This is a genomic window from Paenibacillus polymyxa (assembly GCF_018614975.1).
GTDB lineage: Bacteria > Bacillota > Bacilli > Paenibacillales > Paenibacillaceae > Paenibacillus > Paenibacillus polymyxa_E.
This window is the reverse complement of sequence record NZ_JAGGNR010000015.1, coordinates 65,974-89,297: the sequence shown is the minus strand read 5'-3', so window position 1 is coordinate 89,297 and position 23,324 is coordinate 65,974. Positions and strand designations below refer to the sequence as shown.

At 45.2% G+C, this 23,324-nt stretch carries 19 protein-coding genes; all 19 read left to right on the top strand.

Annotation, left to right across the window (positions count from 1 at the left end; all coding sequences use genetic code 11):
* Positions 1-139 precede the first annotated feature (139 nt).
* The 19 genes from J7E78_RS15745 (at position 140) to J7E78_RS15655 (ending at position 23,142) form a co-directional block, all read left to right on the top strand.
* Positions 140-733 carry a M15 family metallopeptidase gene (locus J7E78_RS15745; protein WP_215077183.1) on the top strand — a complete coding sequence of 198 codons (594 nt, stop codon included), beginning with the start codon at positions 140-142 and terminating at the stop codon, positions 731-733.
* A 727-nt stretch (positions 734-1,460) separates the two neighbouring features.
* The gene (locus tag J7E78_RS15740; RefSeq protein ID WP_215077182.1) at positions 1,461-2,450 is read left to right on the top strand and encodes an ABC transporter ATP-binding protein; all 990 of its coding nucleotides are present in this window, start codon (positions 1,461-1,463) and stop codon (positions 2,448-2,450) included.
* 14 nt (positions 2,451-2,464) lie between these two features.
* Positions 2,465-3,397 carry an ABC transporter ATP-binding protein gene (locus J7E78_RS15735; RefSeq protein WP_251035074.1) on the top strand — a complete coding sequence of 311 codons (933 nt, stop codon included), beginning with the start codon at positions 2,465-2,467 and terminating at the stop codon, positions 3,395-3,397.
* Positions 3,398-3,404: 7 nt separating this feature from the next.
* Positions 3,405-4,367, top strand: coding sequence for an oligopeptide ABC transporter permease (opp4B, locus tag J7E78_RS15730; RefSeq protein WP_036611942.1), 963 nt, complete (start codon positions 3,405-3,407; stop codon positions 4,365-4,367).
* 29 nt (positions 4,368-4,396) lie between these two features.
* Positions 4,397-5,302: an ABC transporter permease gene (locus J7E78_RS15725; RefSeq protein ID WP_036611941.1), complete on the top strand. Its 906-nt coding sequence runs from the start codon at positions 4,397-4,399 to the stop codon at positions 5,300-5,302.
* Between the two features lie 19 nt (positions 5,303-5,321).
* A complete protein-coding gene (locus tag J7E78_RS15720; RefSeq protein ID WP_215077181.1) occupies positions 5,322-7,148 on the top strand; it encodes an oligopeptide ABC transporter substrate-binding protein in 1,827 nt (608 codons plus the stop codon).
* 252 nt (positions 7,149-7,400) lie between these two features.
* Positions 7,401-8,291, top strand: a complete 891-nt coding sequence (locus J7E78_RS15715; protein ID WP_215077180.1) for a D-alanyl-D-alanine carboxypeptidase family protein — start codon at positions 7,401-7,403, stop codon at positions 8,289-8,291.
* A gap of 335 nt (positions 8,292-8,626) precedes the next feature.
* On the top strand, positions 8,627-10,216 hold the full coding sequence (locus J7E78_RS15710; RefSeq protein WP_215077179.1) for an MFS transporter: 1,590 nt from the start codon (positions 8,627-8,629) through the stop codon (positions 10,214-10,216).
* A gap of 235 nt (positions 10,217-10,451) precedes the next feature.
* Positions 10,452-11,486, top strand: coding sequence for an LCP family protein (locus J7E78_RS15705; protein WP_215077178.1), 1,035 nt, complete (start codon positions 10,452-10,454; stop codon positions 11,484-11,486).
* 184 nt (positions 11,487-11,670) lie between these two features.
* Positions 11,671-12,096 (top strand): CBS domain-containing protein, encoded by a 426-nt coding sequence (locus J7E78_RS15700; RefSeq protein WP_215077177.1) that lies wholly within the window; start codon positions 11,671-11,673, stop codon positions 12,094-12,096.
* A 263-nt stretch (positions 12,097-12,359) separates the two neighbouring features.
* The gene (locus tag J7E78_RS15695; RefSeq protein WP_017691445.1) at positions 12,360-12,662 is read left to right on the top strand and encodes a MazG-like family protein; all 303 of its coding nucleotides are present in this window, start codon (positions 12,360-12,362) and stop codon (positions 12,660-12,662) included.
* Between the two features lie 5 nt (positions 12,663-12,667).
* Positions 12,668-13,579: a DUF2232 domain-containing protein gene (locus tag J7E78_RS15690; RefSeq protein ID WP_215077176.1), complete on the top strand. Its 912-nt coding sequence runs from the start codon at positions 12,668-12,670 to the stop codon at positions 13,577-13,579.
* Positions 13,580-13,590: 11 nt separating this feature from the next.
* Positions 13,591-15,582 (top strand): DHH family phosphoesterase, encoded by a 1,992-nt coding sequence (locus J7E78_RS15685; protein WP_215077175.1) that lies wholly within the window; start codon positions 13,591-13,593, stop codon positions 15,580-15,582.
* Positions 15,579-16,022 (top strand): 50S ribosomal protein L9, encoded by a 444-nt coding sequence (rplI, locus tag J7E78_RS15680; RefSeq protein ID WP_036611925.1) that lies wholly within the window; start codon positions 15,579-15,581, stop codon positions 16,020-16,022. Before J7E78_RS15685 ends, rplI begins: the two co-directional genes overlap by 4 nt.
* Before the next feature lies 1 nt (position 16,023).
* Positions 16,024-17,385 (top strand): replicative DNA helicase, encoded by a 1,362-nt coding sequence (dnaB, locus tag J7E78_RS15675; RefSeq protein WP_036611922.1) that lies wholly within the window; start codon positions 16,024-16,026, stop codon positions 17,383-17,385.
* 444 nt (positions 17,386-17,829) lie between these two features.
* Positions 17,830-19,116 (top strand): adenylosuccinate synthase, encoded by a 1,287-nt coding sequence (locus J7E78_RS15670; protein ID WP_036671866.1) that lies wholly within the window; start codon positions 17,830-17,832, stop codon positions 19,114-19,116.
* A 223-nt stretch (positions 19,117-19,339) separates the two neighbouring features.
* Entirely contained in the window at positions 19,340-19,972 is a 633-nt protein-coding gene (locus tag J7E78_RS15665; protein ID WP_215077174.1) for a hypothetical protein, read from the top strand.
* Positions 19,973-20,312: 340 nt separating this feature from the next.
* Complete coding sequence (locus J7E78_RS15660; protein ID WP_251035073.1) at positions 20,313-21,122, top strand: class I SAM-dependent methyltransferase; 810 nt, start codon at positions 20,313-20,315, stop codon at positions 21,120-21,122.
* 487 nt (positions 21,123-21,609) lie between these two features.
* Positions 21,610-23,142, top strand: a complete 1,533-nt coding sequence (locus tag J7E78_RS15655; RefSeq protein ID WP_215077173.1) for a peptidoglycan DD-metalloendopeptidase family protein — start codon at positions 21,610-21,612, stop codon at positions 23,140-23,142.
* Positions 23,143-23,324 lie beyond the last annotated feature (182 nt).

The window sequence follows — 23,324 nt, the reverse complement described above, 5'->3', positions numbered from 1 at the left end:
TAGGATATTCAACAGGCGTGCAATACTATGGTGATAGAAGCATTCAAGGCTCAAATGAATTATAATAGAGTCTAATCTACTGAAAAGGTTCAGGCAGCAGGAATAGCTGTTTATTTCAGAATAATCACCAGGAGTGGATATGAATACATCAAAACGTAAAGCTAAACAGAGAAAAAAGAGAAGTCTGAAAACCTGGATTATAGCTACTCTTTTACTTTCCATTATATATGTGTGGTTACAGCAAAAAGGTGATATAGATAACATGTGGCCCGGGTCAACAATCCAAGAAGCTGTGCCAATCATTGGCCTTCATCCTGTGGTAGCAGAGAATGAGAAATTATTGGTACGTAAGGCAGCGAGACGTGGAATAGAGATTGTTATCACCCACGGCTACCGAAGTTCCGAGGAGCAAGATGCACTATTCAACCAAGGACGCTCAAGCGCAGGCAATATCGTTACGAATGCGCGTGGTGGTGAGTCATATCATAACTATGGATTAGCAATTGATTTTGCACTGAAGACGCCTGAGGGTGATGTCGTATGGGATATGGAACGTGACGATAATGGCAATGGCAAGGCAGACTGGATGGAAGTTGTGGATCTCGCCAAAGCGTTAGGTTTCACTTGGGGTGGAGACTGGGCAAACTTTCCGGACTATCCTCACTTGCAGATGGATTTTGGCTTGAGTATCAATGAGTTAAAACGTGGTAAAAGACCTCCTGATTCTCAGTAAAGGGTATTATATATACAATTAAATGAATAAATATTAGATGAGCTCTGCATTTTGCAGGGCTTTTTTCTTTCTTTTGTAAAATAAATGATAAAAGATGACAATTTGGTCTTTACATTAGCAAATAAATAAAACTATACTAGATTAACTAGATTTTTTACTTTGATCGCATATATTTTTTCAATTGTAAGCATAACGAGTCCGATTAAATAAAGTTCAGCTATAGTTCGAGATATAATCATCACTCATATATGTAACATTTACCTCACGCAAAATTAAGTATATCTACTTAAATCAAATCATACACATACAATAGATGTAACTATTATGTTATGTATATGTTATTTTGACCAATTGCCTATGTTCACCTCACAGCGAAAAACAAGATAACATCTCTCAAACTCCCTGCTATACGCCTTTATAGTATTACTAATATCCAAATCTGTAGTATAAAAAACATTTATACCAAAAATCTCAAAATAAGCATTGACGTTAGCTAAAATTACACGTATGATTACATTAATTATTATGATATATAATTCCGCTAGGAATTATCAACATTAATTGACCAATGGTCTAAATATAAGTCTCTGAAGCTTGTTTCTCCTAACAATTTGGTATTTTGTATAAGCTATTGTTCGTTATCTTCAAGAACTTGGAAATATACAGTGGATGCATTCCTCTACACACGAATACAATCTACGGAAATTATGGGGTTAGGGTGATTGATTTGAATACAGAGCTATTGGAAGTCAGAAATCTAACAACATCATTCAGAATTGAAGATGACTATTATGCAGCAGTGGATCACGTTAACCTTACGGTGAAGAAAAATGAAGTGTTGGCGATTGTAGGTGAATCCGGGTCAGGTAAAAGTGCTTTTGCATTCTCTCTTATGGGTTTGCATAACAAAGCAAAGATTGAAGGCCAAATTCTCTATAAAGGACAAGATATTGCCAACATCTCCCCAAGCAAATTAAACAAGCTACGTGGCAAAGAAATGGGCATGATTTTTCAGGACCCATTGTCCGCACTAAATCCTCTAATGATTATTGGTGAACAGATTGAAGAGATTCTCACACTTCATCAGTCCAAGCTGTCTTCCAGAGAGAAGAGAGAAAAGGTCATTCACTTATTGAATCAGGTAGGGATTCCACGTCCCGAACAAATATACAAGCAGTATCCCCACGAATTATCTGGTGGTATGAGACAGAGAATTGTTATCGCCATTGCGATTGCCAACAAACCAGAACTACTCATAGCCGATGAACCAACGACGGCGCTTGACGTTACGATTCAACTACAGATTCTGGAGCTGATCCGTGATCTGAAGAATGAAATTAACGCAGGCATTATTCTGATTACACATGATCTGGGTGTCGTAGCTGAGATGGCTGATCGCGTAGCAGTTATGTATGCAGGCGAAATTGTTGAAATCGCAGATATCTTCACATTGATGAACGATGCTAAGCATCCATATACCCGCTCACTGTTGAATTCTATACCCACCCTGTCTGAAGAAAGATCCAAATTGCATGTCATCCAAGGCATCGTACCATCACTCAAAAATCTTCCTCGCAAAGGGTGCAGATTCAAAGCCCGAATTCCATGGATTAGTGAATCGGCTCATGAAGAGAACCCACAGATGCATGAAATTGCACCAGGTCACTTGGTACGGTGTACCTGTTACCAGCACTTTCATTTCCCTGACCAAAGCTGAGGAGGAATAACATAATGGCATTACTCGAAGTAGAAGGACTCAAGATACACTTTCCAATTCGCGGTGGATTGCTTAAACGGGAAATTGGCAGTGTAAAGGCTGTTGATGGTGTTAGCTTCTCCATTCAACAAGGACAGACTTATGGTCTGGTTGGTGAATCAGGTTCAGGTAAGACAACAACAGGCAGAGCCATTATCGGGCTAAATCATGTAACTGACGGAAAGATTCTGTTTAACGGAAAAAATCTGGCTACGGAGCGACGTAAGAACAGGCAGCTCCAGCGGGATGTACAAATGATTTTCCAGGACCCATATTCATCACTGAATCCAAAGAAGCGGGTTATTGATATCATCGCTGAGCCGTTTCGTAACTATGAGCGTCTGACAGCTACCGAGGAGAAAAGACAAGTAAGAGAATTACTTGAAAAGGTTGGCCTGAGTCCGGAATCAATCTACAAATATCCGCATGAATTCTCAGGCGGGCAGCGTCAACGGATCGGCATTGCAAGGGCTATTGCATTGAAGCCGAAGCTAATTATCGCGGATGAACCTGTATCTGCACTCGATGTATCGGTCCAGGCTCAGGTACTTAATTTCATGCAGGAAATTCAAAAAGAATTAAATCTGACGTATCTGTTCATCAGTCACGATCTGGGTATCATCCGTCATATGTGTGATGAGATTGGAATTATGTATAAAGGTCGATATGTGGAACAGGGCACAACAAATGATATTTTTGAGAATCCACAACACATCTATACCAAACGTCTTATTGCAGCCATTCCGGATATGGACCCAACCAAACGAGAGGAAATGGTAGCCTTCCGTCAACAGGTCAAATCCGAGTATGAACATTCATACCGAAATTTCTTTGATGAGGAAGGGCTTGCATACTCGCTCAAATCCATTTCCGATACTCACCGAGTAGCTCTACCTCAGAAAGGTTGAAGGCCATATGTGGAAAACGATAGTACGCAGAATTATCATAATGATCCCTCAGATATTTTTACTTAGTCTTTTGGTCTTTCTGATGGCCAAGGCCATGCCGGGCGACGCGCTAACCGGATTGCTTGATCCAAGCGTTGATCCCAAAGCATTGGAAGCCCAGCGAGAGAGACTGGGATTGAATAATCCTTGGTACGTGCAATATTGGGATTGGATCAAAAACGCCATCCAAGGTGATTTTGGACAATCCTTCCGTTTCAAAATGCCGGTTACGGACCTGATCGGTCAGCGTGTAGCAAACACATTCTGGCTTGCACTGGCGACACTTGTACTGACTTACCTGATCGCTATTCCACTGGGTATCATCAGTGGTCGTTACAACGATACCTGGTCTGATCGGTTGATCACGGGATACACCTACCTGGGCTTTGCCGCACCATTGTTCATCTTTGCACTGGTGATGGTATGGATCTTCGGATTCCACTTCGGCTGGTTCCCGACGGGAGGAAGTGTTGCGCCAGGACTTACACCAGGCACATTCAGCTACGTGATGAGTAAGTTCTATCATCTATTATTGCCGGCACTATCCATGGCACTAATTACAACGGTATCTACGGTTCAATATTTACGTAGTGAAATCATTGATATCAAGCATAAGGAATTCGTTATTACTGCCAGAGCCAAAGGCGCCTCGGAATCCCGGATATACAACAGGCATATCTTGAGGAACTCACTATTACCTATCGCCGCGTTCTTCGGATATGAGATTACAGGGCTTATCGGAGGTACGGTATTTATCGAAAGTATATTCAGTTATCCAGGTATGGGGCAGTTGTTCCTGAGTTCCATCTCATTGCGTGACTTCAGCGTTGTGACTGCACTCGTATTGTTGTATGGCGTAGCTTCCATTCTCGGGGCATTGCTGTCTGACATAATTCTAGGAATTGTAGATCCACGCATACGGATCAAGTAAGAACTTGAAGATTTCGGGGTGAAAACAAGATGAGCAAGGCCAACGAGGTAGTTGTAACTTCACAAAAGGTTGATAAAAGCCCCTCCAGCTTGAGTATTTTATGGAGGGAGCTTGTCAGAGATAAGGTGGCACTAATCTCGCTCATTTTCTTGGGCTTGGTCATGTTGCTGGTATATGGCACGTCTCTCATCCTGAATCAGGATGATATCGTACGCGTGGATCTGTTTGCCTTATATGAACCACCATCCGCAAAATATTGGCTTGGAACGGACTATGGAGGTCGTGATGTATTTGGCCAACTGGTCATCGGTACACGTAACTCCCTGACCATTGGAATTATCGTAACGTTAATGACTGGCTTCATAGGTATCTTAATTGGCCTTTTATCCGGTTATTTCGGTGGAATGATAGACAATCTGTTTATGCGTGTTGTTGATTTCTTCATGATCCTTCCAATGTTGATGATTGTTATCGCGTTTGTTACGGCAGTACCGAAATACAATATCATCTCGTTCTCTCTAATCATGACGGCATTTCTCTGGATGGGTATTGCCAGATTGATTCGCTCCAAAGCATTACAGGAACGGGAGCTGGATTATGTAAAAGCTTCAAAAACATTGGGCTCTTCTCATCTGAAGATTATGCTCTCACAGGTTCTTCCGAATCTGAGCTCCATTATCATCGTAACGATGACATTGAATCTCGCTGCCAACATTGGCCTCGAATCAGGGCTGTCTTTCCTTGGGTTTGGTTTTCCGGAAAGCACACCCAGTCTTGGAACACTCGTAAGTTATGCACGTAATCCGCAAACCCTGGAATCCAGATGGTGGATATGGCTACCCGCATCGGTACTGATTCTGGTATTGATGTTGAGTATAAATAATGTCGGTCAAGCCCTAAAGCGTGCGACTGATGCAAGACAAAGAAGAGGTTAAAAAAAGGGAGGAAAGGTTCATGAAAAAGGGATTATTTTCACGGGGACTATTTTTCACGATGATGCTGGTCTTTGTATTGGTGCTCGCAGCATGCTCGGAGAAAGAAGCAGCTACTCCAGCTCCAGCTTCCAACACAGAAGAGGGAAAAACGGAGGAAAAACCTGCTAATGAAGAGGGCGTTTACTCCATTGAAGACTTCAACAATGTCAAAACGAATGAAGGTACTGCGATCGAAGGTGGATCGATTACATTCGGACTTGTATCGGATACTGCTTTTGAAGGTACACTGAACTTTAACTTCTATTCCGGTAACCCGGATGCACAGGTTCTTCAATGGTTCGATGAAGGCTTGCTGACTTGGGATAAAGACTATGTGTACACCAATGATGGTGCTGCAACATATGAGACTTCCGAAGATGGCAAAACGTTCACACTGACCATTCGCGACAATGTAAACTGGCATGATGGCAAGCCGGTAACGGCTGAAGATCTGCAGTTTGCTTATGAAGTGATCGGTAACAAAGCGTATGATGGTCCACGTTACGACTCCAACTTCACTAGTGTAGTAGGTATGGACGAGTATCATGCTGGAAAAGCAAAAACAATCTCTGGTATTAAAGTGCTGAGCGACAAACAAATCAGCATTACGTATAAAGAATCTACTCCGTCCCTGCTGACAGGTGGCGTATGGACGTATCCACTGGCTAAACATATCTTCGGAGATATGGATGTAGCCAAAATGTCTTCTTCCAAAGAAGTACGTGAAAAACCAATTGGTTTTGGTCCATTTAAAGTGGATGTTATCACTCCAGGTGAGTCTGTAACTTTTGTTAAAAACGATGACTACTGGCGTGGAGCTCCAAAACTGGATAGTGTAACTCTGAAAGTTATCAACCCGACAACGGTTGTTCAAGAACTGAAATCTGGCGGGGTAGATCTCGTAGATGCATTCCCGACAGATCAATACAAAGACAATGCTAACCTGTCCAACGTAGAATTCCTGGGCACAATCGATCGTGCTTATACGTACATCGGTTTCAAACTGGGTACGTGGGATGAAGAGAACGGAAAAGTTAAAAGCAATGCTGAAGCAAAAATGGGCGATAAAAACTTGCGTAAAGCAATGTGGATGGCCGTGGATAACGATCAAGTGGGTAAACGTTTCTATAATGGTCTGCGTTGGAACGCAACAACCCTGATTCCACCGTCTCATCCAGAATTCCATGATGCCAGCAATCCGGGTGTAACGTATGATCCAGAAGCAGCGAAAGCATTGCTCGACGAAGCTGGTTACAAACTGGATGGTGAATTCCGTACGAATCCGGATGGAACACCACTCGAAATTAACTTTGTATCCATGACAGGTGGCGACACAGCTGAACCATTGGCTCGTTATTATGTTCAATCATGGGCAGCTATTGGTTTGAAAGTAAACCTGGAAATGGTTGAGTTCAACAGCTTCTATGACCGTGTAGGTAACACAGGTAAAGATGATCCGAACATTGATGTGTATCAAGCAGCATGGGGCGTTGGTATTGACGTAGATCCATCTGGTCTGTATGGCCGCGATGCACTCTACAACTTCTCCAGATTCTCCAGCGAAGAGAATGACAAATTGCTGGCACAAGGTATCTCTGCTGAAGCATTCGATGTAGACAAGCGTAAAGAGATCTACAATCAATGGCAGCAATACATGGTAGATGAAGTTCCTGTATTCCCTACACTGTATCGTGCAGTTGTAGCACCAGTTAACAAACGTGTAATGAACTATGCGATTGGTGATGGAACAGGCGTTTACCTGAGCGACCTGCAAGTTAATGCAGACAAAGCAGTTGTAGCTGAGTAATACATTCTTAAATTAGCAGCTGTAAGGATTGGGGTCCTTTAAGAAGTCGGTTGCTAGATTATTAATGAACAATTTTCCTGGGAAAATGAATAAAAAGTGTCTTTAAAAACATGGATTCTGTACACTCTGGCATGGGTGTATGGAGTTCATGTTTTTTTGTAACTGAAAAATAAAAAAAATTAACTTTTTTTCAAAAAAGTGCAGACAAAATGCCTTTTCACTTCGTCTATATAGGTAAGAGGTGATCATCTTATGAAAAAATGGTGGAAACGGGCCGGTATGCTCCTGGCTCTGCTGCTTATTATATATTTGGGTGTGAAACCGGACTTGCTGGTAGGCAAACCGGGAATTAAAGCTGAATCTGCAGTATTAATGGATATGAACTCTGAACAGATCTTAATGGATTTTAACGGCTCCGAAGAGATTGCCCCGGCAGGCGTCAGTAAGTTGATGACAGAACTGCTAGTGATGGAGGCCGTGATCAATGGTGATATAGGCTGGAATGATCTTGTTAATGTGAGTCTGTATGCCAGCTCCGTGGGGGGCAGTCAACTGACCCTGAAACAGGGAGAGCAATTCACCGTTCAGGAGTTGTTCGAGATCGTAGCTGTCTATTCAGCCAATGATGCAACTGTCGCTCTGGCTGAACATATCAGTGGTACAGAGCAGAAGTTTGTGCAACAGATGAATCAGAAAGCAACTCAAATTGGACTGTCTGAGAATACACAATTCACGAATTCAACGGGCCTCAGTGAAAAGCTGCTTGGTCCTAACCGTCCGATGGAAATACAAGGGCAGACCTTAATGACGGCTATAGATGCATGCAAGCTTGCAAGATATCTGCTGAATAACCATCCCGAGATTTTAAGAATTTCCAGTCAAATGCAAGTATCAATGCACCAAAAAGGGATGTACATGAGTAACACGAACTGGATGTTGTCCTCTATTGGTGGGCCGTATGCTTACGATGGAAATGACGGATTAAAGACTGGGTATGACGAAGATTCCGGCTATCATTTTGTGGGGACAGCTGAACGTGATGGCAAAAGACTGATATCAGTTGTATTTGGAACAAATACTCGTGAAGGGCGTTTTGTGGAGACACGGAAGTTATTCAACTATGGGTTTTCGGGCTCAAAATGAGAGGGCGTACATAGGCATCATCAAAGAGACCTTCAGGGCGCCAATGATCCACATGTCAAACAAACCGAGACCGGATCATTGAAGCATTACGTAAGCGTTAGTACATTAGATAAGATATGAGGGCTGTCTCACAGGTTCGACTGAACATGTGGCAGCTCTATTTTATCGAATCAGAGGTAAATTTAAGCCATATATCCATATTATTAAATTGACATATAGATTTATTTTGTTTTAAAATGACCAGTGAGTCATTATTGTTCAATCCGGTTTAATATATATGTACCAAACCAACTGTACGATACTGAATTTACGATCTGATCGGGAGGTAACATGTGATGCAAAAACAAATGAAATGGCCGCTAATCCTGTTTGCCATAGGGGTATTTATGGCTGCACTGGATAACGGGATCATCACCTCTTCACTGACCACCTTAAATGCATCATTTGGTGTGTCGCCAACGTGGGGGGCATGGACAATTACGCTCTACACGCTTGGGCTTGCGGTGAGTGTACCTATTGCGGGCAAGCTGTCGGACCGTTATGGTCGCAAGAAACTATTTTTGATTGAAGTGGCGTTGTTTGGGATCGGGTCCCTGCTCGTTGCGCTAAGCACATCGTTTACCTTTTTCCTGATCGCTCGTGTCATTCAAGCTTTGGGCGGCGGGGGGATTTTTATCATTGCCAGCTCATACGTATTAAGCAAGTTCCCGGCGGAGCGTCAGGGTACAGCTTTGGGTCTGCTCGGAGGTATGAATGGTGTTGCCGCTATTTTGGGGCCGAATGTCGGTGCTTTTATACTGGACATTACGGGCAACTGGCATTGGTTATTCCTGATCAATGTACCTATCGCCATTCTGCTATTCATTGCAGCTATTCGATTTATTCAGGAAGAGCAGGAACTGAATCGTGCAGCAGTGGACTGGAGCGGTATTGCTGTCCTAACGTTGGGTGTGCTCAGTTTAATGTATAGCTTCAGCAATCTGGACGGTGTGAACATGCTTCAAAGTCTGGGATCACCGATGTTCTACGGCTTTTTCTTGGCAGGTGTGATCATTCTGGTGCTCTTTTATTTCATGGAAAAAAGGCTGGAAGGATCTGAACGTGAACCTGTTGTATCAACACAGCTTCTGGGCATTGCGTCCTTTCGCTGGACGCTATTGATTGCCTTTTTCTCCGGAGCCATTCTGGCCTCGGTGATCTTTATTCCCGGATTTGTTGAGCAGTATCTCGGCGTATCCAATACGGCTTCCGGGTATTGGTTTACTCCGCTCGCGCTAGCATCCGGCATCGGGGCTGGTGGAGGTGGATACCTCGTTGACCGCAAAGGGCCAATCTGGACGTTATCGGTTGCGGGGCTGCTATCTGCCATTGGATTCCTGCTGTTCCCACTATGGGTGGAGCATATCTGGCAATTTGTCATCGCGAGTACGCTCGTAGGTATCGGCTTCGGCATGATGCTTGGTGCGCCAGTTAACGTACTTGTCACAGAACAGGCGGGGGAGAACAACAAAGGCATCGCGGTAGCGACCAGCTCGTTATTCCGCCAGATGGCGATGGCTATTGCACCTACTATTTTTGCCGGATTCCTTGCACGTTCTTTCACTAATCTGGGGTCCAACATTCAGGCAGGATTCGCTGACAAAGGAATTCAGGTGCCGCCGGAGATGCTTGAGCAATATGCCTCGGGAGGGGCATCCGGGAGTGATGTCTCCAGTCTGACAGAGGGCCTGTCCCAGATTCCTGATGAAGGTATCCGTGATGTGTTGCTCCAGGCAGTGCATCAAACGACAGGGCAGGGTTACAATGGCCTTTTCTGGTCTGCGGTGACATTCAGTGTGCTTACGCTGGTAGCTGCGCTTATAACGGGACGTCTGCGTCAAAAAGAGAAGAGCCATCATGTGGAAAGTGTATCCACGAACGGATAGGATCTCATGTGAAAATGAAGAGAACAGTGTACCTTTTGAAACTAAAAAGGAGTCGCTGTTCTTTTCAATTTAACCGGATTGTAACTTTTCTTGCTCCTGCAATGATTACAATAGAACGAGCGTAAGCGGTGTCTTGATTTCAGAGAGAGAGCAGAGAACACCGAGTCACTAGGGATCCCAGACGTTTAATTGGTATTATGGATTATCATTTTGATAGTGAAGAAGGAATCAATGGATGAAAAGCAGAACTAAAGATAAGAAGAAGAAAAGAAGAAAAGGCCTATATATAACGCTCGTTTCACTTGTTGTTTTGTTAATCGGAGGTTATTTGTTCCGTCAGCAACTGGCTGTAGCGGCATTTGATCTGTTTCTCGCCGGTTCGGTAGAAGATCAGCTATCCCGCTCTTATGTGCCGCAAGAAGGCAACAATACGCCTGATCCAACGGTATACCGTAAGGAACCATTCTCCGTGTTACTGCTCGGTTCGGACAAACGCGCCTATGAGAAAACGCGTGGACGTTCCGATACCGTTATCTATGCTGTAGTACGTCCCAAGGAATCCCGTGTGCTTCTGGTATCCATTCCACGTGATACGTATGTGCAGATTGTAGGACGGGATGCGAACAAGGACGGCGAAGATGATTATGATAAGCTAGCGCATGCCTATGCTTTTGGTGGGGAGAATATGTCCATCAATACGGTGGAGAAATTTCTTGATGCTGATGTGGGTTATTATGCAACGATCAACTTCGACGGAATCAAAAAAGTGGTTGATGCGCTTGGTGGTGTAAAACTGCCAATTGATGAGGACATTGTGAACAAGAACCCGGATCATGTGCAATTTACAATTGAAGGCGGTAAGCCGATCTATGATGGTCAGGAAGCATTGTATTATGTAAGATACCGTGAGGATAGCGATTTTAATCGTACCAAGCGGCAGCAGATTTTCCTCAACGCGATGGCAAATGAGATGCTGAATTTGAATCAAATCGCCAAAATTCCAGAATTGATTCAGATCATGGGAGACAGCTTCCAGACGGATATGCGAGCTTCTTTCATTATTGATCTGGCTAAACAAGTGCTTACTCAGGAGAAACCGCAGATTTCAAGCTTCACCATTCTGGGTGAGGGGATGAAAAAAGACGGTATCTATTATGGTCAGGCTGACGAGAAAGATGTCCAATATGCCAAAGAGCTGATTAACAACTGGATGGATCAATCGACCCCAGCCGGTGAAGTAATGATCCCTGACCGGCAAATGATTGAATAACCAATTCCATACCGATGATTTGTTGTAAACCACAATCAGCAGTACGTTTATTCGCGGGCTGCTGTTTTTTTTCTTTGTGGTGAGACCGATGAGCCTTTTGGAACATCCTGCGTTTTGATCCGTATAATATAAGTTGAGCGACATAAGTTGAACGAAGAAATTCACAAGGAGGATACGTAAGGGTATGAATATTGCATTTTTTTTGCTACCCAAACAAGAGGTTACGTGTGTGACGTCGGATTCTACGCTGCGGCAAACGTTGGAACGGATGGAATATCATCGATTTACGGCGGTGCCCATTTTGAATAAAGAAGGCAAATATATGGGTACGGTTACTGAAGGCGACTTACTGTGGTATATGAAGGATTCCGAGGGAAAGATTTCGTTTGAAAACGCTTCAAAGTTCTTACTCAAAGATGTTCCACTTCGCTTGGATATGAAGCCAGTATCCATTAACGCCAACATGGAAGACCTGATTAAACTGGCCAAAGTTCAGAACTTTGTACCTGTGGTCGATGATATGGAGCGTTTCATTGGTATTGTCAGACGGAGTCAGATTATTGAGTACTGCGAGGGCATTGTAGCCAAAGAGTCGATCAACACCAAGTAAGGTTGTAACGAATTTAAACATTATTGTGTCATCAGGGATAATCACAGCTGTCCAGTATCATGTTAAACTTAAGAAGTTCTGAACGAAGGGCGCAGTCAACGTTTTATTACAATCTATATGTCGATAGGATGTACGGAGGACTCCGCATAAGTACCTGACATCAGTTTCGGAGAACTTCTCCGCTTTTTGGGTAATTTTGCGGGCCCTCTTTTTATGCTATAATGGAGAATAAAGCTTTTTCGGGGGAGAGTGACTTTCGCCAAATGCCTAAAGAACTGGATGTAGCCAAACGCGCTAAAGTGATTGAATGGCTGAAAACCGAAGTGCTTGATCAGGTATCCCGATTATTCAAGGCGTTATGGGAAGGCAGTACAACTCGAATCGGGGACAGTCTTGCCAGTTTGATTATGAGTAGTTACATATTGGGCCGCAGGCTCGGTATTCCTTTCAAGGATCTGGATGCACTGCTAGTGGAGAAGTTGAAAAAGCATAAACAGGAAGGTCACCAGCTTGAAGACTGGTACCAGGATATTTCCGCGCTAGAAGATCATATGCGTAAGAGGTGAATTTGTTGAAATTTAGCTTTAAATCAGCTGTTTGGAGCGCAGTTTATCTGCTCTTGCTACTTTCGCTGTTAACTCCTTTATCGGTACTTGCCATATTTTTTATGATGATTCCGGGAGTTATTTTGTATGCTTCATTATCTTTAAAATCATTTATATGGCATCTCGTGCCCGTAGCCGTTATTTTGGTCGTATTCCACCCCATCTATCTGTTACTATTGCTCATCTTTACCCTGCCTGCGATCGCTATGGGTCACGCGTACAAAACACGCAAATCGGCCCTGTTCGCCCTGATGGCGGGAAGTGGCATGATGTTGGCAGAATACTTATTGTTGCTCTTAATTGGCAGTGTCATTTTCCAGTTCGACCTGTCCAGTTATATTGAAGATGTGGTCAAATTGACCATTGAACCGTTAACCAATACATCGAATCAGATGATCAACGGGTTTGCATGGACACCTGAGATGACCAAGGATGTTGCGAAACAAACACAGCTTATGATTCCGTTTGCTCTCGTTGTCACGTCGATGGTAATGGCCTTCATTACACACGCCATTGCTCGTCCGATTCTGAATGTGATGGGTGTGGTGGTATCGAAGCTTCCACCAGCGAGAGAATGGCGTATGCCGCGTGCGTTGATCTGGTATTATTTCCTCGCATTGTTGATCGAAGTGATCTCCAGACAAAGTGATGGAACATACTGGACCATGATTGCCATGAATCTGTCCCCGTTAATTAATCTGGGCTTCATGATTCAAGCGATCGGTTTCTTCTTCTTTCTCTCACATACAAAGAAATGGAATCCGGTTATACCATATTTCCTGGCGGCTGCTGTCTTCTTCATTGGTCCGCTTCGGATTATCGGAATTATCGATCTGGCGTTCCCGCTTCGTGAGGCAATATCGAAATCAAAACGATAGGGTGATGAGTCTTGCCTAAATTTCTGAAGAAACGCTGGCACGGCTACTATACCGTATGGGCGTTCATACTGCTGCTGTTGCTCGTTATGTTCGTTACCATTTATAACTGGACGCTAGGTTTGATTAGTCTGATACTGGCTTCGGCGCTGGGAATCGTCATGATTAAGGCGGAGCTCGCGTTCCGCCGTGAGCTTAACGACTACATTAATGGCCTATCTATTCGGATCAAACGGATGGAGGGGGAAGCGGTCAGCATGCTTCCATTCGGAATTGTGTTGTACAGCGAAGATCGTACGGTAGAGTGGCATAACCGCTTTGTCGCGGAGATGTTCCAGGAGAAGACAATGGTGGGTAATCCGCTACTTAATTTGTTTCCCAAACTTCCTCAGCCTAAAGAGAAGAAGGATGGGACGAAGGAACATTCATCCAAGGAGTTCCATGACGAATTCCAGTTGGATGATCGGCATTATGGAGTTATTCATAACCCGCAGGAGCGATATGTATATGTATACGAGATTACGGAGCTAGCCATTCTTCGTGATAAATATGAAAATGAACGCCTTGCATTGGGTATTCTCGTTCTGGATAATCTGGACGAGGCTGCCCAAGGCATGGACGACCAACAGCGTACAGCACTGATTGCCCGAGTGACCAGCGAAATTACGTCTTGGGCCAAGCAGTACGAAGTGTACCTGCGCCGGCTGTCTTCTGATCGTTATCTGTTGATGCTGAATCATAAGTCTTTGCAGGAACTGGAGCAGAGTCGATTTGTCATTTTGGATGAAGTTCGGGAGATGACTGCTGACCTCAAAGTGCCAATGACACTCAGTGTTGGACTGGCGTTTGGATCGGATAGCATCAGCGAGATGGGAGAACTGGCACAGTCCAGTCTGGACATGGCACTTGGACGCGGTGGTGACCAGGCTGCCGTGAAATCGGGGCAAAGGCTGTCTTTCTATGGCGGCAAGTCCAATGCAGTAGAGAAACGGACACGGGTAAGAGCACGTGTTATTGCGCACGCATTGCGTGATCTCATGCAGGAGAGCGATCGGGTGCTCATCTTGGGGCACAAAATTCCGGATATGGACGCGATCGGCGCATCCATCGGAGTGTGGAAAGCGGCCAGTCTGTACAATGTGGAAGCACGAATTGTGCTGGATGGAGTTAATCCATCGATTGAACGCATGATGGAGCAAGTGAACAAGGACGAGAAGTTGTCCAAGGCATTTGTATCACCGGAACAAGCAACCCAGATGATGACAGAGCACACGCTGCTGGTGGTGGTGGATACACATAAGGCCTCCATGACAATGGAGCCAAAACTGGTGCAGTCTGCAACCCGTGTTGTCGTTGTGGATCACCACCGTCGGGGTGAGGAGTTCATCAATGATGCTGTGTTGATCTATCTGGAGCCTTACGCGTCCTCAGCTGCGGAACTGGTAACGGAACTCTTGCAATACATTCATGACAAGGTGCAATTCACTCCACTCGAAGCTACGGCTCTACTTGCCGGAATTACAATGGATACGAAGCACTTTGCATTGCACACCGGGTCCAGAACGTTCGAAGCGGCAGGCTTCCTGCGTCGTAGCGGTGCGGATACCATTATGGTCCAGCGGTTTATGAAAGAGGATCTGTCAGAATATATTGCTAAGGCAGAAATCATAAAGCATGCTAAAATGGTATATGGAAACATTGCGCTGGCGGTCACGGACCCCGGTAGCAAGATTTCACAGATGATGATTGCCCAGGTGGCGGACACATTGCTGAACATGACTGACGTGGTCGCTTCATTTGTGATTAGTGAGCGTCCGGATGGACTGATTGGCATCAGCGCGAGATCGCTGGGGCGCATGAATGTTCAGGTTGTCATGGAACGACTGGGCGGTGGCGGGCATTTGACGAATGCTGCCGTGCAGCTTGAAGGAACGCTTGGAGAGGCAGAAAAACGGCTGACGAACGTACTGGCTGAAATCGAAAAGGAAGAGGGGCTGTTCGAATGAAAGTCATTTTTATAAAAGATATGAAGGGTCAAGGCAAGAAAGGGCAAGTGAAAGAAGTATCTGAGGGTTACGCACAGAACTTCCTATTGCCACGGGGAATCGCACGTCTGGCAACGGACGGCAACATGAAGACATTGGACAACCAGAAGGCGGCTGAGGAAAGACTCAAACAGGAAGAGAAAGCGGAAGCGGAAGCACTTGCGAAGAAGCTGGAAGCAGAAGTGACTGAACTGAAAGCGAAGTCTGGCGAAGGTGGTCGTCTGTTTGGCGCCATTACGAGCAAACAGATCGCAGAAGCTTTGTCCAAAAAGGGTCTGAAAGTAGACAAACGCAAAATTGAGCTGGACGAGCCTATTCGTACACTCGGCGTAACACAAGTAACTGTCAAGGTTCACCCTGAAGTGAAGGCAACCTTGAAGGTACAGGTAACGGAAGAGTAAAATGGGCGGAGAAATGTTATTCGACCGGATTCCCCCGCAGAACCTGGAAGCCGAACAGGCCGTGCTGGGTGCAATCCTGTTGCAGGGCGAAGCCCTGATTACAGCGATGGAACGGGTGCAAACCGAGGATTTCTATGATAAGCCCCATCAATTAATCTTTGAAGCGATGATCCAGCTTGGTGAGGGAAATCAACCGATTGACCTCGTGACACTGACTTCGCTTCTGAAGGATAAAGGTGAGCTGGAGGACATCGGCGGCGTTAGTTATCTGGCTAAGCTAGCCCATGGTGTACCTACAGCCGCGAATGTAGACTATTACGCTCAGATTATTGAAGAGAAATCGATGTTGCGTCGCCTGATTCGTACGGCAACACAGATCGTGAGTGAAGGATATACAGGCGGCGAAGATGTTGCAGCGATGCTCGGAGAAGCTGAGCGTCGCATATTGGAGATCTCCAACCGGCGCTCCAGTAGTGGGTTTATAGCCATTCAGGACGTTCTGATGGAAGTATTCGATCGTGTGGAGACACTTCATCAGAATAAGGGGACAACGACAGGTATTCCGTCCGGGTTCATCGATCTGGACAAAATGACTGCCGGATTCCAGCGCAGTGACTTGATTATTGTAGCGGCCCGTCCTTCCGTAGGTAAGACGGCCTTCGCCCTAAATATCGCTCAGAACGTTGCCATTCGGGCACAGGAGACGGTAGCCATCTTCAGTCTGGAGATGTCAGCCGCCCAGCTGGTGCAACGTATGATCTGTGCGGAAGCCAACCTGGATGCCAGTGTGATGCGTATGGGTGACTTTAAGGGTGATGAAGACTGGCAGAAGCTGACGATGGGTATTGCAGCGTTGTCAGAAGCCAACATCTTTATAGATGATACGCCAGGGATTACCGTAGCGGATATTCGTGCCAAATGCCGTCGCCTGAAGAAAGAGAAAGGCCTTGGCATGATCCTGATCGACTATCTTCAACTGATTAGTGGACGTGGTAAAGCAGGGGAGAACCGTCAACAAGAGGTATCCGAGATTTCACGTACACTGAAACAGATTGGCCGGGAACTGGAAGTTCCGGTTATTGCCTTGTCCCAGCTGAGCCGGGGTGTAGAGCAACGTCAGGACAAACGTCCGATGATGAGTGACTTGCGGGAATCGGGTTCGATCGAGCAAGATGCCGACATCGTAGCGTTCCTGTACCGGGATGACTACTATAACCAGGAGACCGAGAAGAAAAATATTATCGAGATCATTATCGCTAAACAGCGTAACGGTCCGGTAGGTACGGTAGAACTGGTCTTCCTGAAAAACTTTAATAAATTCGTCAATTACGAGAGGGCGCACAATGACGCCTTCGCGATGTAACGGGCAGGTGCTGACAGCTTCGATCAGGAAGCAAAATCGTCTGTCCCGAAGATCAACCATTAGAGCAACTGAACTCAAACATGTCTTATAAATACCAGATATAGATTCATATTAAATTGGGTATCCTTGAACCGGTGATAGCAGTCAAGCAAGCTTGGACTGAAGTCTCCGGTTTTTTGTGTCGAAATAATAGGTAAATCCCGAACATTACGGTTGTACTATATCTAATTGTTCGCCATTTGATTTGACTTTGAAAAAGGGTACTGGTACACTAATACTGCTGCGTTAAAGCAGCGCAAACCTTCCCTTGAATGTAACGGAAGGACATTTTTACTGTCCGTTAGCACGCTTCTCAGTCGGTTTATTGCGTAACATGCCTGCCGGGATAGAGGACGGACAGACCAATACAAAGGTGCGCAAGGCACCCACGGAGGAATGTTAACTATGTCAACGGTAGTTGTAGTGGGAACGCAATGGGGAGACGAAGGAAAAGGTAAGATTACGGATTATTTGGCGGAGAGCGCCGATGTCGTGGCTCGTTATCAAGGTGGTAACAATGCGGGTCATACGATTCTGATTGATAACAAAAAATATAAACTTACGATGATTCCATCAGGAATTTTCTACACGGATAAAGCGTGTGTCATTGGTAACGGAATGGTTATCAATCCTAAGGCACTCATCGAAGAAATTAACTATATTCATGACAATGATTTCACAACGAAGAACCTGTCCATCAGTGAGCGCGCACATATCATCCTGCCATATCACATGGTACTGGATGCACTCGAGGAAGAGAGCAAAGGTCCGAACAAAATTGGTACGACTGGCAAAGGAATTGGCCCATGTTACATGGACAAATCAGCTCGTATTGGTATTCGGATGGTTGACCTGCTGGATGCTGAAGATTTCGAATTGAAACTGCGTCATCTGGTCAAAGAAAAAAACCGCGTCATCGAGCAAGTCTACGGCGGCCAGCCTGTTGATGTTGAAGAGATTCTGCAAGATTACCTCGGATATGCTGAAATTCTGCGTCCTTACGTACGTGATACATCCGTTGTTCTGAACGAATATATTGATGAGGACAAAAAAGTATTGTTTGAAGGCGCACAAGGCGTTATGTTGGACCTTGATCAAGGAACTTATCCATTTGTTACATCATCCAATCCGTCTGCAGGCGGTGTATGTATCGGTTCTGGCGTAGGCCCGGCTCGTATTCAGCAAGTCATTGGGGTAGCGAAAGCCTACACAACCCGTGTAGGAGATGGCCCATTCCCTACGGAATTGCATGATGCAATCGGCGACCAAATCCGTGAGACTGGACATGAGTACGGTACGGTAACTGGACGTCCACGTCGTGTAGGTTGGTTCGATAGTGTGGTTGTTCGCCACGCGCGCCGTGTCAGTGGAATCACAGGTCTGTCCCTGAACTCTCTGGACGTAATGACAGGTCTGGAAACTGTAAAAATCTGCACAGGATACAAATTCCGCGGCGAGGTCATCACACACTATCCGGCAAGCCTCAAAATGCTGGCAGAATGTGAAGCGGTATACGAAGAGATGCCAGGCTGGAGCGAAGATATCACTGGAGCGAAGAAACTTGAAGACCTGCCAGTGAACACACAGAATTATGTAAAACGAGTATCGGAACTGACAGGCATTCCAATTGCCATCTTCTCCGTTGGTCGTAACCGTGAGCAAACGAATCAAGTTCTGCCAATCTACGAGTAATCGAAGAAATAGAGAGATTGTTTCTTGAATTATAAAATAGAATTGTCTGCCGACTTAGGCATATTAAGCCTCCAGTTGTTGCTTGTATAGCGATGACTGGAGGTTTTTTTGTATATTTTTCGGATATAATCCCGAGATTTCCGTCAATACTGGTTAACAGTAGAGTTACAGACCCCGACATGCATATGTTAGACGGGTAGGATAATCGGAGGGAGAGAACGGAATGAAGTTGCTTGTGTGGTTTGTAAAAATCGTGCTTACCGTGTTGCTGGTCAGTTCACTGACACTGCTCACGACTGGATTAATTGTACAGTCATATGCGAAGTCGCTACTCGCGAGTTTCAATATTCAGTGGGAAGGTCAACCCATGGGGTTAACCGCCATGTTCCAAGGTGCCTTGGGCGGTAAAACCAGCGAGGGGAATAAATCGGGAAATGGGACGACAGACCAGCCGTCAGGAGCGGACGAAGAGCAGGTTCCGGAAGATGCTGTTTCAGTTATGGGGAATGGGACGGATACGGGCACAGGTAATGACTCAGGAACAGATCAGGGTAGTGGTTCAGCTTCAGGTAATGGAACCGGAGCGGACAGCGGCGTTGCTTCTTCAGGCAATGATGCCATTGTTGTATCACCGGATGACATTACAGGAGCGAAGGACAAGTTGCCAGCAGAGGAGAAAGAAAAAATCTTCACCCTGCTCATGAACAAGCTGCCGCAGAAAGAAATGCAGCAGATCTCAGGCGCCATGGAAGGAGGCCTAACGGAACAGGAACTGCGTGAGATTGAACAGGTGATCTCGAAGTACCTGACCAGTGATGAGTACGACAACCTGATGGAAGTACTACAAACGGAGTAAAATAGACAGAGAAAGCAGGCGTGATCATAGACGAGTATCGCCTGATTCATATTGTAATGGACTTGTCGATGGCGATTGAATATAATCTATTTAAATAAATACTGGAAACTAGATACTGAATCATACCAGTTTTGGAGCATTGAGTGCTTACGTATATTTTATTAGCCTATAGGAGGGGGAAAGTGTATGAAATATAAAGGTAAAGAACACAACATATAAAAACGCTTAGGCAACATTGCAGAAACCTCCAGTCCAATTCGTGGACCTCCGTTCATAGGTGCTTTCAAGAGATCCGATGGACTTGTGTTTATGAATACACTAATTGGAGGTTTTATTGAACATGAACTTATATCATTCTAATTCAGAACCATCAGTAAAAAGGTTTGCCGAGGCGACGAAAGAGCGATACGAGCAAGGGCTGCAAGAGGCGGAGCAGCCGTTTAGTGGCTGGGATTTTAGCTATGTAACAGGGAGTGGGCGAATCCAGAGCGGAATGTTACCTTGGTCCTATGGAACAATGGCACGCCGATTGTTGAATCAAACAGAACGAATGCTCGACATGGGGACTGGTGGAGGAGAAATGCTGTCCAGACTTCGCCCTCTTCCTCCATACACATGTGCGACCGAGGGCTATCACCCCAATATACCGATTGCAGAGGAACGTTTACAGCCGCTCGGTGTGAAGGTGCTTCCAGTGACTGATGATTCGCAACTTCCTTTCGCAGACGGAGAATTTGAACTGATTCTTAACCGGCATGAGTCGTATGATGAACAGGAAGTTAGGCGGATTCTATCCGCAGGAGGACTGTTTCTAACCCAACAGGTAGGTTGGTCAGATTGCAGAGAGATCAATGATCGGCTTGGCATTCCTATGCCAGCGGATTACGCTGGATGGGAGCTGGATCGTGCTGCTTTTCAGCTGGAACAGTGTGGATTCCGCATTCTGGAGCAACGGGAAGCAACTCCCGCGCAGCGATTCTATGATATAGGGGCACTGGTCTATTATCTAAAGACCATCCCGTGGCAAGTACCTGATTTCAAGGTAGAGCAGTTCCGCGAACAATTAATGGATATTCATATGGAGATGGAGCACAATGGATTCTGGGAAGTTCAGCAGAAGCGATTTGTAATTCTTGCAGTCAAAGAATAGCGACATAATAGTTAATTTCTATTGTGGCATGAGATGAAATCCAGTTTTAAGATAAACCACAAACAGGTTGTTTACGTAATCCCTTATCAGAGTTGATCTGGTGAGGGATTTTATTTGTATTTTTATGAAAAATAAAGCATATTTCACTGGGTCTTAGAACCTAGTCTTAAATTGCAAGCTAAAGTACATAGTACTGCGGGTGTTGAGGCATAATGGGTGATGGACCAGCCGTGCCACAGGGTGGATAATTAAGGGAAACCAAGCGTGGCGTGGCTTTAAGGTGTGACGTGTAGAGTTGAAATGAATGTAAAACCTGTGTTAAAGTATACGGGTGTGATAAAAGGTTAAAATTTTGACACTTTTACGAGCGCAGCTAAAGTCCTGATTTTGCGGACACCCAATACAAGTATCAACGAGCATGGGACAGACACGATGGGTGATGTCTTGACAGAAATGCGAACTTAGAAGTGCTGAAAAGGAGAGAATCATGAAAGGTTTCAGAGGCATACGCCAACCGGGCAAAGACCGGGTACACGAACAATCCGGGGAACACCGGACGGCCGAAGACAAAAACAACATGAGCATGTCCACCTTCAGTGTGAATAAGAAGCACGTTCTGACCTCTCGCAAATGGATCATTACAGCAGCATGTGGTGTATTTATCGCAGCATCGCTCGGGTTCGCAGGCAAACAATATGTTACTGCAAACACCGTACCGTACTATAAAGTAATGGTTAAAGGTAGCGAGATTGGTACCATTGCAGATGAAGCACAATTACAACAACTATTTACAGACAAAACTGAGGAATATCAAAATAAATATCCGGATGCAGAGATGGTGCTGAACACGGATGGCATTACAACCGAAACGGTAAGAGCGTACAAACCTGAAGTGAACAGTGACGAAACGCTGGACAAACTGGGTGACATGCTGACAGCCTACGCCAAAGGTGTGGAGCTCAAGGTAGACGGTGAAGTCATTGGTATTGTGAAGGATCAGGCAACAGCGGATGCAATCCTGCAACAAGTACAGAGCAAATACATATCGGCATCGGCTGTGCGAAGTTCGCTGAAGACGAAGTCGGTATCGGCTAATTCCTCGAAGAAAGACGAGGGGCCAAGCACAACCCTGAAGTCGGTAGGCATCAAGGAAGATGTAGCCACAGATGTGGTGAAGGCTGATCCAAACAAAATATGGGATGTGTCCGAGGCGGTTAAAGCATTAACCGTCGGTAAAGACGCGCCTGTAACTTATGTAGTTCGTGAAGGAGATACAATCTCATCGATCGCTGCCAAGTATGAAATTAAACAAAGCGAGATTCGCAAAAATAATCCGGGCATCAAGGAAACGTCACTGCAAATCGGAGACGAACTGACCTTGACCGTGCCTAAGCCAGCTGTTACCGTTAAATCGGTTGAACAAGTGGTTGAACAGATCGAAATTAAACCGCAAGTAGAGGTTCGAAAAAGTGCCGAACTGAAAGCAGGAACAACAAAAGTCGTGCGTCCTGGACAAAACGGATTGAAAAGCATGCAATACCGTATAATAAAAGAAAATGGTGAAGTTGTTCAGGAGGAATGGCTTGGTCAGGAAGTGATCAAAGCCGCCGTAACTGAAGTTGTTCTAAGTGGAACAAAAGTCGTTGGTGAGGGCACGGGTGAATTTGCTTGGCCTGTATCAAATGCAACGATGAGCAGCAGCTTCGGACAGCGTTGGGGTCGTCAGCACAAAGGGGTCGATCTGGTAGGTAACCGGGATGTGAAGTCAGCCGATGAAGGCGTGGTTACTTTTGCAGGGCAGAAGAGTGGTTATGGCAATGTCATCATTATTAACCATCGTAATGGATACGAAACATTGTATGGGCATCTGGATAGTATCGGTGTGAAGGTTGGACAAGTGGTTGAAAAAGGGGAGAGCATCGGCGTTATGGGTAACACAGGTCGCTCGACCGGGACACATCTGCACTTCGAGATCCTGAAGAACGGCACAGCGGAGAATCCAATGACGTATTTGAACTAATATAAGCTAAAGTGAGAGCAAGGTTGGCTATAATGCTGGCCTTGTTTTTTGCTGCTGTAAAAAATTTTCAAATGAAAGACCTTTCAAGTCTCCAATCGGGATGTGACGGTGCTTCAGGTATGTTAAACTAGAGAATATAAACAACAGATTAGAGAAACAAATCAAAGCAGGCTTGGTACAAG